We start from the raw sequence: 11,639 nt of genomic DNA, 5'->3' as shown, positions 1-11,639 counted from the left end.
AACCTTCGACCCGCCGCGGTGAAAAAACCGCGTTCTTTGCGAACGCCGTCGAAAAACACTGCGTTGCAGATGTCACCGCGTGCAATAAAAAACGCCGGCTGTGCGCCGGCGTTTTTCTTCAGCTGCGTTGCTCGCCAGATGCGATCACGCTTCGGTCGGTGGCAGGTCGCCTGCACTTGCTGCCGGTGCAACCGCTGCATCGTCCAGCACGTCCTCGGCCTCATCCAGCGAGGCATCCAGGCGTTCGACCGCCTGCAGCTTTTCGCCCTTGGACAAGCGGATCAAGGTCACGCCCTGGGTATTGCGACCCACGCGCGAGATCTCCGAACCGCGGGTGCGCACCAGCGTACCGCCATCGGAAATCAGCAGCACTTCGTCGGTGGCGCCCAGCAGCACCGCACGCACCAGCTTGCCGTTGCGCTCGGTGGTCTGGATGCCGATCACGCCCTGCGTGCCGCGGCCCTTGCGCGGGTACTCGGTCAGCGGGGTGCGCTTGCCGTAGCCGTTCTCGGTGGCGGTGAGGATGTAGGCCATGTCGTCGCTCTCGGCGACGTCGATCACCTCCGCCTCGACACCGTCCGTGCTCTCCACCACGTCCTCGACACCCTCGTCCTCGACATCGCCTTCGATGCCGCCGGCACGCTCGGCCACGATCAGGCTGACCACTTCTTCGCCCTTGGTCAGACGGATGCCGCGCACGCCGGTGGCGGTACGGCCCATCGAACGCACGGTGGATTCGCCAAAGCGCACGGTCTTGCCGTTGGAGGCGAACAACAACACGTCGCGATCGCCATCGGTCAAGGCCACACCGACCAGCGCATCGCCCTCATCGAGGTTGATCGCGATCTTGCCGCGTGCCAGGCGGAACGCGAATTCGCTCAGCGGGGTCTTCTTGACCGTGCCGTTGCGCGTGGCAAAGAACACATAGCGGTTGTCGGCGTATTCGCGCACCGGCAGCACCGCCTGCACACGCTCGCCGGGTTCTAGCGGAATCCAATTGACGATCGGACGGCCACGCGCATTGGAGCCGGCCTCCGGCAACTGGTACACCGGCAGCCAGAACACCTTGCCGCTGCTGGTGAAGGTCAGCAGCGTGTCGTGCGTATTGACCAGCCACAGCTGGTCGATGAAATCCTCTTCCTTGGTCGCCGCCGCAGACCGGCCACGGCCACCACGGCGCTGCGCACGATACGCGCTGACCGGCTGGCGCTTGGCATAGCCGGCATGCGAGAGCGTCACCACCACGTCTTCCGGCGAAATCAGGTCCAGGATGTCCAGATCTTCTTCGCTGTGACGGATCTCGGTGCGGCGTTCGTCGCCGTACTCCTCGCGGATATTGATCAGCTCGTCGCGGATCACCTGCAGCAGCACGTCGGGGTTTTCCAGGATGCGGATCAGGCCCTGGATGACCTCGAGCAACTGCTTGTACTCGTCGGTCAGCTTTTCCTGCTCCAACCCGGTCAGGCGATGCAGGCGCATTTCCAGGATCTGCGAGGCCTGCACTTCACTGAGCTGATAGAAGCCGTTGGCCAGGCCCACGCCCGGGGCCAGATCTTCCGGCTTGGAGGCTTCGGCACCGGCGGCGCCCAGCAGCGCACCGACCAGACCCGGTTCCCAGGTCTTGGCCAGCATGCGTTCGCGCGCTTCCTGCGGGTTGGCCGAGGTCTTGATCAGCTCGATCATCTCGTCGATGTTGGCCAACGCGACGGTCAGGCCTTCCAGCACGTGCGCACGCGCACGCGCCTTGCGCAGCTCAAAGATGGTGCGGCGGGTGACCACTTCGCGGCGGTGGCGGATGAACGCCTGCAGCATCTGCTTGAGGTTCATCAACTGCGGGCGGCCGTCGATCAGCGCCACCATGTTGATGCCGAACACCGACTCCATCTGGGTCTGCTGATACAGGTTGTTGAGCACAACCTCGGCCGACTCGCCGCGCTTGACCTCGATGTAGATGCGCATGCCGTCCTTGTCGGACTCGTCGCGCAGCTCGCTGATGCCCTCGAGCTTCTTTTCCTTCACCAGCTCGGCGATCTTTTCGATCAACCGCGCCTTGTTCACCTGATACGGGATCTCGGTGACGATGATCGCTTCACGGCCGTTGTCGGCCACTTCCACGTCGGCCTTGGCGCGCATGCGCACCCGGCCACGCCCGGTGCGGTAGCCGGCGGCAATGCCGGCGGTGCCGTTGATGATGCCGGCAGTGGGGAAATCCGGGCCCGGGATGTATTCCATCAGGCCTTCGACATCCAGCTCCGGCGTGTCGATCAAGGCGATGCAGGCGTTGATCGCTTCGGTCAGATTGTGCGGCGGGATGTTGGTGGCCATGCCCACCGCAATACCGGCCGAGCCATTGACCAGCAGGCTCGGGAACCGGGTCGGCATGACCGTCGGTTCCAGTTCCTTTTCGTCGTAATTGGGCTGGAAATCGACGGTTTCCTTGTCGATGTCGGCCATCAGCTCATGCGCCAGACGCGACATGCGGGACTCGGTGTAACGCATCGCCGCGGCAGAGTCGCCATCGACCGAACCGAAGTTACCCTGGCCGTCGACCATCATGTAGCGCAGCGAGAATGGCTGCGCCATGCGCACCAACGTGTCGTACACCGACTGGTCGCCGTGCGGATGGTATTTACCGATGACGTCGCCGACGATACGCGCCGACTTGAAGTACGCCTTGTTGCTGTGCGCACCCAGCACGTGCATGGCAAACAGCACGCGGCGATGCACAGGCTTGAGGCCATCACGGGCATCGGGGAGTGCGCGGCCCACGATCACGCTCATCGCGTAATCGAGATAGCTCTTGCGCATCTCGTCTTCCAGATTGACCTGGATGATTTCCTTGGCGGTTTCTGCCATTCGGGTTCCGTAATTTTGAGGTGGCGGGCGAGCCGGAAAGCCGCGTCGGGAGCACCCTGTAACAGGCTGCCGGCCCCACGCTCCCGCCGATCGATTCAAGCCCCGGATTGTACCACGAAGGGGCAGCCCGATGCCGCCGGTTTACCAGCCAGAAACAAGCACTTGCAGGGCGTTTGCGCGGTGTTGGCAGCGTTATCGCACCGCGCCGGGCTCAGGCGCCGAATGCGGCCTGCATCTGCGCCAGGTCGGGCTGCGCAATCACCCCGCGCTCGGTGACGATCGCATCGATCAAGCTGCCGGGGGTGACGTCGAACACCGGGTTCCAGGCATGGATGCCATCGGCCACCGTTCTGACCCCGCCCACCCCGAACAATTCGCCCGGGTCGCGCTGCTCGATCTCGATCTGCTCGCCGCTGGCGGTCGCCATGTCCACCGTCGACGAAGGCGCCACCACCATGAACTTGACGCCGTGATGGCGCGCGGCGATCGCCAGCTGATAGGTGCCGATCTTGTTGGCGGTATCGCCATTGGCGCAGATGCGGTCGGCGCCGACGATGACCCATTGCACCAGGCCGGATTTCATCAGGTGCGAGGCGGCCGAATCGGCAATCAAGGTCGCGTCGATGCCATCCTGCTGCAGCTCCCACACGGTCAGCCGCGCGCCCTGCAACCACGGCCGGGTCTCGCCGGCAAACACCTTGCCGATGCGCTGCTGCGCCATGCCGGCGCGGATCACGCCCAGCGCAGTGCCGAAACCGGCGGTGGCCAGCGAGCCGGTATTGCAATGGGTCAGCACGCCACTACCCGGCGCGATCAGCGCAGCGCCGAGTGCGCCCATGTGCCGATTTGCTGCCAGATCTTCATCGGCGATGGCCTGCGCCTCGCGCGCGATCACCGCGCGCCAGTCGGCGCCGGCAGCGCCCAGCACGCGGCGCATGCGCATCAGCGCCCAGGCCAGATTGACCGCGGTCGGACGCGCGGCATTGAGCCGCAACAGCGCCGGTTCGAGCTTCTGCAATGCCGCGCTGCCGTCATCGGCATCGATGTCGCGCGCGGCCAACACCACGCCCCACCCGGCCGCAATCCCGATCGCCGGCGCGCCGCGCACCGCCAGCGAATGGATCGCCTCGGCCACCGCATCGCTGCTCTCGCAACGCACATGCTCCACCACGAAGGGCAGCTTGCGTTGGTCGAGCAATTCCAGGGCATCGCCGGTCCACAGCAATGGGCGGATGTGGTCGTAGCGGGCGTAATCGATGTGGGCGCTGTCGTTCATGGCGCTATTGTAAGGCGCGCGGGCAGCCCAGTCAGTGGACCGGCATTGCTCAGCCCGTCGTCCGAGCGCAGCAATGCATCAAGCGCAAAAGCCTGGTTGGTCGAGCGCGCGGTGCCCTCGCCGCTCGCGGGACACGCCGCAAGTACGTCCATGTAGGCTCGGTGGCGGCATCCATGCCGCCACACGGTCCCGCAAGCGGCAAGGGCACCGCACCCGAAAGTTAGTCGGCTGTTAGGTGAAAAGCGGCCGTCTAGCGGGTGCTTTAGCGTTCTGGTGCGGGGCATACAACTCCATGAGAGCAAGCCAATAGAAGCAGCTAAAGCATTGCTTGCACCATGCACACCGACCATCTCCACTGGTCCTTGCCCGCTCACCGTCGCGGGACCTTACGCGGCATGGATGCCGCGTAAGAGCCTACACGGACGTACTTGCGGCGTGTCCCGCGATGGTGCGCGGGCAAGGGCCCTGCAGCCAAACCGCAGATCAGCCGCCCTGTGCAGCGAAAGCCAAGATCCACCGCTCTGCAATAGACCAATACGCAGCAGGTTCGTCAGCCGCTCAGTCGACGATGAACTCGGCACGGCAGCCGTCGTTCACCCACACCCCGTCGCGGCTCCAGCCCCAGGTCTGGCCTTCCACGCATTCTTTTTTGGAGATCTGCCGGCCCACACGCACCTGGCGCTCCACCGACACCCCACAGGTGCGGCGCGAGCTCTTCTTCGATTCGCAGGTGATCATGCGCGGCACGGCCACAAAGCCGGAACCATCTTCGGCACCGACTTCGAACTCGCCATCGCAACCGCGTGACACCCAGATTTCGTTACGGCGGGTGCCCCACGTGCGGCCCTCCTTGCACGGCCACATCGAGCGTTGACGCAACAACCGCACTGGCGCACCGCGCAGGATCACCGGGCAGGCCACTTTGCCGCCGTTGGAATCGCAGCGCACCACCCGGCGCATCTGCGGGGAGGCTGGCACGCGTGCAGAGGCAAACTCCGCACGGCAGCCCTGCTCGACCCACACGCCGCCGCGTTCCACATCCCACTCGCTGCCGCGAATACAACTGGTTTCGGACAGCTGGCGCACCAGTTGCACGCCGTGTTCGGTATCCATCGCACAGTGCGTACGCGCCATGTCCTTGGACTCGCAACGCACCACGCCGGAGGCGCGATCCGAGGCACGCGCGTCGGCGAGCATCAGCAGCGGCAAGCACCACAAACCGCATAAGCTGACCAGCCACTTCATGCCGACACTCCTCACCCAAACACACTCTGCGCCGCGCCCCGTGGACGTGAGGATGAGAGCATCATCGATGTGAAGAAAGCAATACGGTGCCGATGACAACTGGATGGCACTTCGCGCCTGCGATACGCCATGGAGTCCGCGGCACAGCCCGAGCAGGCTGCGCCGGCGCTAGGCGCGGGCGAACTCGAACGCGAGCACATCCGCTATCTGCGCGGTGCCACGCAACGCCATCAACAAGCGGTCAACACCGACCGCCACACCGGCGCAATCGGGTAGCTGCGACAACACCGCGAGCAGGCGTTCATCCAATGGCACCTGCTGCAACCCGCGCGCGGCACGCACCGCGTTGTCGCGCAGGAAACGTGCACGTTGCTCCTGCGCATCGTTGAGCTCGTGATACCCGTTGGCCACCTCGTAGGCGCCCAGATACAGCTCGAAGCGCTCGGCCACCGGCGGGCTGTCGTGGCGGATGCGCGCCAATGCGCATTGGCTGGCCGGCCAGTCGTGCACCACGGTCAAGGTGTCGCTGGCAAAGCTGGGCTGGATGCGATGGGTCATCAGCAGGTCCAACCAATCGTCGCGGGTCAGGCCGGCTGGATCGATGGCGATGTCGTGTAGCGGTGCGCGCAGCGTTTCGATGGGGTCGAGCAATGGGTCGATACCCAACTGCTGCAGAAACAGATCGCGATAGCTCAGCACCTGCACGCGCGCTTCGCGCTCGACCAATGCAAGCGCCTGCTGCACCAACGCGATGGTCTCCTGCGCCAAGGCGCGATCGTCCCAGCCCACCCGGTACCACTCGAGCATGCTGAACTCGGGATTGTGGCGGCCGCCTGCTTCGCCATTGCGGAACACCCGCCCCAGCTCGTAGCAATCGCCCACCCCGGCCGCGAGCAGGCGCTTGAGCGGATACTCCGGCGAGGTGCGCAGCCAACGTAGCGGTGCGCCGGCATCCACATGCCCGCTGAAGCGCGTGCTGAAACTGTCGATATTCGGCTCGGTGTTGCCGGCCTCCGAGAGCACCGGCGTTTCCACTTCCAGCACGCCACGCTCGGAGAAGAACGCGCGGATCACCGCATTGAGCCGCGCGCGTAACTGCAACGCGGCCAGATCGATCTGCGCCGCGCTCATGGCTGCTGGCCGTGCTCGCCGAGAAACGCCAGCAGCCGCGCTTCGTCCCAGATCTCCACGCCCAGCGACTGCGCCTTGTCGAGCTTGGAACCGGCTTCTTCGCCGGCGACCAGAAACGCGGTTTTCTTGGAGACGCTGCCGGCGACTTTCGCGCCCAGCGCTTCCAGGCGCTGCTTGGCCGCATCGCGCGTCAATGCGGCCAAGGTGCCGGTGATGACAACGGTCTGGCCGTCGAGCGGGCCGGTCTGCAGCGCATCGGCTTCGGGCAGGCGCGAGAGCACCGTTTCCATCGCCTGCTGCGCTGCGCTGGCCAACGCCGCATTTTCCGGCCGCTCCAGCCATTGCTGCACCGAAGCGACGACCGCCGCAGGCACGCCGGCCTGCAACAAGGCATCGGCACTCGCGCTGCGCAACGCATCGAACGAGTCCACTGCGGTGGCCAGTTGCTGCGCACGCACCGGCGTCACCTTGGGGATATCCATGTCTTCCAGCACGCTGGCAAAACTCAGCGCGTCGCGCAGCTTGGGCGAAGGCGGATGTGCATCGCCGATACGCACGCCACGTTGCAGCAGATCGTCGATGGCCTGCTGATTGCCGGGCTGATCCAGGAAGTGCCCGAGCGAGCGCGCCACTTCGCCACCGATATCCGGCACGCGCTTGAACAGCGGCCACGGCAGATGGCGGATCAATTCCAGATCGCCGAACCAGGCCGATAAGGCCTTGGCCGTGCTCTCACCGACATGCTCGATGCCCAGCGCAAACAGGAAACGCTCAAGCGTGGTGTCGCGCGATTTTTCAATCGCCTCGATCAGGTTTTCCGCCCACTTGGTGGCGATCTTCTTGCGGTTCCAGTCGAAGGCCGGCAGACCGGCGCGCAATAGATCGGCCTGCCAGGTTTGCGGCGCCTCGCGCTCGCCGGCCAGATCCACACCGATACTGACTACCGTTTTTTCCAGCTGCGCATACGCGCCGGTGGCCAGATGCTCGCGCGCTTCGCGCAAAAACGCATGCGGACTTTCGGCGGTGCTGATCAGACGCAATTGCAGCAGCTGGTCCACGTTGAGCAGATACAGATCGGCTACGCCCTGCACCACGCCGCTATCGACCAGCACCTCGATGAATTTTTCGCCCAGGCCATCGACATCCATCGCGCGGCGCGAGACGAAATGCCGGAACGCTTCCTTGCGCTGCGCCGGGCAGGTCAGCTCGCCGGAGCAACGCCATACCGCTTCGCCCTCCTCGCGCACGATTTCAGAGCCGCACACCGGGCATTGCGTGGGCATCTGCCATGGCTGCGTGCCGGGTGGCCGTTGATCGGCGACAACACCAGCCACTTCCGGAATCACATCGCCAGCACGCCGCACGATCACCGTATCGCCCACGCGCACATCCAGCCGCGCGATCTGGTCGGCGTTGTGCAGCGTGGCGTTGGTGACGATCACCCCGGCCACATGCACCGGTTTCAGCCGCGCCACCGGCGTGGCCGCACCGGTACGCCCGATCTGGATCTCGATCGCCTCCACCGTGGTGGACTGCTCCTGCGCCGGGAATTTGTGCGCAATCGCCCAGCGCGGCGCGCGCGAGACAAAGCCCATCTCACGCTGCCCGGCCAGATCGTCGAGCTTGTAGACCACGCCATCGATATCGAATGGCAGCCCGTCGCGCGCGGCACCAATGCGCTGGTAATACGCCAACAGCCCGTCACTGCCCTGCACTACCTCGACCAGGGCGCTGACCGGGAACCCCCATTCGCGCAGCTGCGCCAGGATCGCCGAATGGGTCTGCGGTAATGCGTCCTCGCTCACTTCGCCAATGCCGTAGGCAAAGAAACTCAGCGGGCGTTGCGCGGTGATGCGCGCATCCAGCTGCCGCAGCGAACCGGCGGCGCCGTTGCGCGGGTTGGCCAATACCTTGCCGCCATGCAGCCGCATCTGCGCGTTATAGCTTTCGAATGCGGCGCGCGGCATATACACCTCGCCGCGCACTTCCAGAATGTGTGGCCACCCTTCGCCACGCAGACGCAGCGGAATCGCCTTGACGGTGCGCAGGTTGGCGCTGACATCCTCGCCGGTGGCACCGTCGCCACGCGTGGCGCCCTGCACGAACTCACCGTTTTCGTAGCGCAGGCTGATCGCCAGACCATCGAGCTTGGGCTCGGCAGAAAACAGCGGCTGCTTGACCTCGAGCCGCTCGCTGATGCGACGCACGAACTCGGCCACTTCCTCATCGCTGAAGGCATTGCCCAGCGACAACATCGGCAAGGCATGCCGCACTTCGGCAAAGCGCGAGGCAGCCAGATGGCCGACGCGCTGGGTTGGCGAATCGGCGCTGGCCAACTCCGGATGCGCGGCCTCCAACGCCTCCAGTTCGCGCATCAGGCGGTCGTAGTCGACGTCGGCCATCTGCGGCTCGTCGAGCACGTGATAGCGGTAGTTGGCGTCCTCGAGACGATGACGCAGGGCGTCGATACGCTGCGCGGGATCCGGGCTGACAGTCATACGATCGCTGGGCTGGCTTGAGGGGCCGCCTATTCTAACGGGCCGTGCCGATGCACAAGAGCTGGCCCGGCCACTGCCGCGACCACGCAGGCGCCGTCTACAGCAAGCCCTACGGGTATTTCCCGATAGGCAGACAAGCACAAACCCGATAGCGTGGCGCCCTCTGCCGCTCACCCGTCTGGAGTTCACCCGTGTCGTTGCCCGTCTCGCGCCGTTCGTTTCTCAGCCTCGCCAGCGTTGGCGTGGCGGTGTCCGCATTGGGACTGGCACCTGCGGCAGAGGCAGCCCGCAAGCGCGCAGCCGCAGCGGCAACGCCCAGCGTGGCGCCGGCCGCCGGTGCAGTGTATCTCAACCTCAACGAGCATCCGCTCGGGCCGGCGCCGGCCGCGCTGGATGCCGCGACGCGCTCGCTGGCGCGTTCTGGCCGCTACCTGTTCGAGATGGAGCAGGACCTGCGCAATCTGATGACCGGCGAGTTGCAGCTACCGGGCGACCATCTGGCGTTGTTTCCCGGTTCCAGGGACGCATTGAATCGTGCCGGCAGCCTGTTCACCTCGGCCCGTGCCGGGCTGGTGGTGGCCGACCCGAGCTTCGATCCGATCGTCGACAGCGCAAACGCGCGCGGCGTGCCGGTGCGCAAGGTCCCGCTGCGGGCCGATGGCGCGCACGACGTCAAGGCGATGGCCAAGGCCGACCCAACCGCCGGCCTGATCTATCTGTGCAACCCCGGCAACGCCACCGGCGCCATCACCCCGCGTGCCGAGATCGAGTGGCTGCTGACCAACAAGCCGGCCAGCGCGGTGCTGGTGGTCGACGAAGCCTACATCCATTACAGCAACGAGCCGTCGGTGGCCGATCTGGTGCGTCAGCGCCAGGACCTGATCGTGTTGCGCAGCTTCTCCAAGCTCTACGGCATGGCCGGCCTGCGCCTGGGCGCTGCGTTGGCACCGCCGGGGCTGCAGACCAAGCTCGCCAGCTTGGGTAGCAACCCGTTGTCGGTCCCGGCAATGGCCGCCGGCGTCGCCAGCCTGCGCGACCCGCAACTGGTGCAGACCCGGCGCGCAGAAAATGCGCGCGTGCGCGACGACACCATCGCCTGGCTCAAGACCAAGGGCTACACCTGCCTGCCCACGCAGGCCAACTGCTTCCTGCTCGACGTCAAGCGCGACGCCAGCGTATTCGCCGATTCGATGCAGAAACAGGGCGTCATCGTCGGCCGCAGCTGGCCGATCTGGCCCAAGCGCGTGCGCGTAAGCGTCGGCACCGAGGCAGAGATGCTGCGGTTTCGCGAGGCGTTTGCCAAGGCGAAACGTTGAGCACTTAGCACTGAGTGGCAATCCCTTCTCCCCTCGGGAGAAGGTGCCCCGGAGGGGCGGATGAGGGTACGCGCGAAGCCTGGTGTTGTCCGGTTGCACGAGGGCTTCGCCCCGTACCCTCACCCCAACCCCTCTCCCGCAGGAGAGGGGCTTTAAGTTTCTAGCGATCCAACACCTCTGGCTCCGGAGCGCGCAGCGTGCGCCCGAGCCAGAGATAGCTGATCACGAAGGTCAGTGCCATCGAGCCGGCGTTCCATAGCAATAGCTCGCGCAGCATCGGCGGGCCTTGCAGGAGGTGCGTGTAGTAACGGCGATCCAACAGCGCGATGGCGTGCGGCATGAACACGCTGATGAAGGGCGTTGGCACCGGCGCAACCAGCAGCGTCATCGCAGCTGCGAAACCGTACTCAAGCCAGGGCGAACGACGCGGGCGCTTACGCAGGCGCGCGGCGATCCTTGTAAAGATCCACAACAACGGCATCGCCAAGATCGCCCACAGCACCAGCAACAACGCGACTGCCAACACGCCCTGCAGGCTCAACATCGCTCAACTCACCAACGCGGCGACTTGGTCAGCGGCGGCGCCTGATGCTGGCGATCGTAGGCGCGCAGTTCGTCGCGGATATGCGCCACGCGTTGGCGGCCCAGCGCATTGCGGCTGTCGTCCAGCACCACGCCATCGAGCAGTTCGGCCATGCGCTGCACGGTCGGCAGCATTTTTTCCCAGGCATCCAGCGCGGTCATCGGTGCCGGCAAGGTGAGGAAGAACGCAATCGCCGGGGTCTGCATCTCGCGGATGTTGGCCATGTCGAAACTGCCGGGCTTGAGGATGCTGGCCATGCTGAAGATCGGCCCGCGCTCCGGGTGCCCTTCCACCAAACGGTGGAACACATTCATATGCCCGAAGACGAGTCCGGTCTTTTCGGCAGCGACAACCACGTCTTCGCCGCGCAGCACCTGCCCGGCCTTGGCGGCCACGAACAGCGAGACGATCTTGTCGAAATCCTGGTTCGGACGCTTGCCGACATCGTTGCCGCCAGCCGCATCTGCATCGTCCAGATTGAGTTCGCTCTGCTCGGCACCTTCAGTGCGCTCGAACCGGTCGCCCTCCACGCCCGGCTCGCCGGAAATCACCGGCTCGCGGCGTTCGCGCGGCTGCCCCTCGTCCTTGTCGACCCGGCGCCCTTGCGGCGATTTTTTCGGGCGACCAAACAGGAAGATGGCCGCGACCAGCAGCAGTCCAGCGATCAGGATCCCGATCCGGATCATGGCCATGTCGGACATTCAGCGTGCCTCCGCATAAGAGTGACAGGTGTC

The 11,639-nt window shown here is 65.3% G+C and carries 8 protein-coding genes; 1 reads left to right on the top strand and 7 read right to left on the bottom strand.

Annotation, left to right across the window (positions count from 1 at the left end):
• Positions 1-144 precede the first annotated feature (144 nt).
• The 5 genes from gyrA to ligA all read right to left on the bottom strand — a co-directional run bounded on the left by gyrA (position 145) and on the right by ligA (position 9,006).
• Positions 145-2,856, bottom strand: coding sequence for a DNA gyrase subunit A (gene gyrA / locus ABS769_RS08695; protein WP_317061617.1), 2,712 nt, complete (start codon positions 2,854-2,856; stop codon positions 145-147).
• A gap of 211 nt (positions 2,857-3,067) precedes the next feature.
• Positions 3,068-4,132, bottom strand: coding sequence for an S-methyl-5-thioribose-1-phosphate isomerase (gene mtnA, locus ABS769_RS08690; protein WP_074057721.1), 1,065 nt, complete (start codon positions 4,130-4,132; stop codon positions 3,068-3,070).
• A 558-nt stretch (positions 4,133-4,690) separates the two neighbouring features.
• The gene (locus ABS769_RS08685; protein WP_317061616.1) at positions 4,691-5,377 is read right to left on the bottom strand and encodes a DUF3011 domain-containing protein; all 687 of its coding nucleotides are present in this window, start codon (positions 5,375-5,377) and stop codon (positions 4,691-4,693) included.
• Positions 5,378-5,545: 168 nt separating this feature from the next.
• The gene (epmA, locus tag ABS769_RS08680) at positions 5,546-6,508 is read right to left on the bottom strand and encodes an EF-P lysine aminoacylase EpmA (RefSeq protein WP_317061615.1); all 963 of its coding nucleotides are present in this window, start codon (positions 6,506-6,508) and stop codon (positions 5,546-5,548) included.
• On the bottom strand, positions 6,505-9,006 hold the full coding sequence (gene ligA, locus ABS769_RS08675) for an NAD-dependent DNA ligase LigA (protein WP_317061614.1): 2,502 nt from the start codon (positions 9,004-9,006) through the stop codon (positions 6,505-6,507). Before ligA ends, epmA begins: the two co-directional genes overlap by 4 nt.
• Before the next feature lie 191 nt (positions 9,007-9,197).
• Here ligA and ABS769_RS08670 point away from each other — a divergent pair, with 191 nt between their 5' ends.
• Positions 9,198-10,322, top strand: a complete 1,125-nt coding sequence (locus ABS769_RS08670) for a pyridoxal phosphate-dependent aminotransferase (protein ID WP_317061613.1) — start codon at positions 9,198-9,200, stop codon at positions 10,320-10,322.
• Positions 10,323-10,482: 160 nt separating this feature from the next.
• On the opposite strand, the gene ABS769_RS08665 is transcribed toward ABS769_RS08670, so the two are convergent.
• Both ABS769_RS08665 and zipA read right to left on the bottom strand, forming a co-directional pair.
• The gene (locus ABS769_RS08665) at positions 10,483-10,866 is read right to left on the bottom strand and encodes a hypothetical protein (RefSeq protein WP_317061612.1); all 384 of its coding nucleotides are present in this window, start codon (positions 10,864-10,866) and stop codon (positions 10,483-10,485) included.
• Positions 10,867-10,874: 8 nt separating this feature from the next.
• Positions 10,875-11,606, bottom strand: a complete 732-nt coding sequence (gene zipA / locus ABS769_RS08660) for a cell division protein ZipA (protein WP_317061611.1) — start codon at positions 11,604-11,606, stop codon at positions 10,875-10,877.
• Positions 11,607-11,639 lie beyond the last annotated feature (33 nt).

This window comes from Xanthomonas hortorum (assembly GCF_040279205.1).
Lineage (GTDB): Bacteria > Pseudomonadota > Gammaproteobacteria > Xanthomonadales > Xanthomonadaceae > Xanthomonas > Xanthomonas hortorum_F.
Note: the sequence above shows the minus strand (reverse complement) of the source record. Positions and strands in the feature narration are given on the sequence as shown.

Coding starts and splice junctions, on each gene's coding strand:
- gyrA (WP_317061617.1), bottom strand. CDS start 2,856: ATGGCAGAAACCGCCAAGGAAATCATCCAGGTCAATCTGGAAGACGAG.
- mtnA (WP_074057721.1), bottom strand. CDS start 4,132: ATGAACGACAGCGCCCACATCGATTACGCCCGCTACGACCACATCCGC.
- ABS769_RS08685 (WP_317061616.1), bottom strand. CDS start 5,377: ATGAAGTGGCTGGTCAGCTTATGCGGTTTGTGGTGCTTGCCGCTGCTG.
- epmA (WP_317061615.1), bottom strand. CDS start 6,508: ATGAGCGCGGCGCAGATCGATCTGGCCGCGTTGCAGTTACGCGCGCGG.
- ligA (WP_317061614.1), bottom strand. CDS start 9,006: ATGACTGTCAGCCCGGATCCCGCGCAGCGTATCGACGCCCTGCGTCAT.
- ABS769_RS08665 (WP_317061612.1), bottom strand. CDS start 10,866: ATGTTGAGCCTGCAGGGCGTGTTGGCAGTCGCGTTGTTGCTGGTGCTG.
- zipA (WP_317061611.1), bottom strand. CDS start 11,606: ATGTCCGACATGGCCATGATCCGGATCGGGATCCTGATCGCTGGACTG.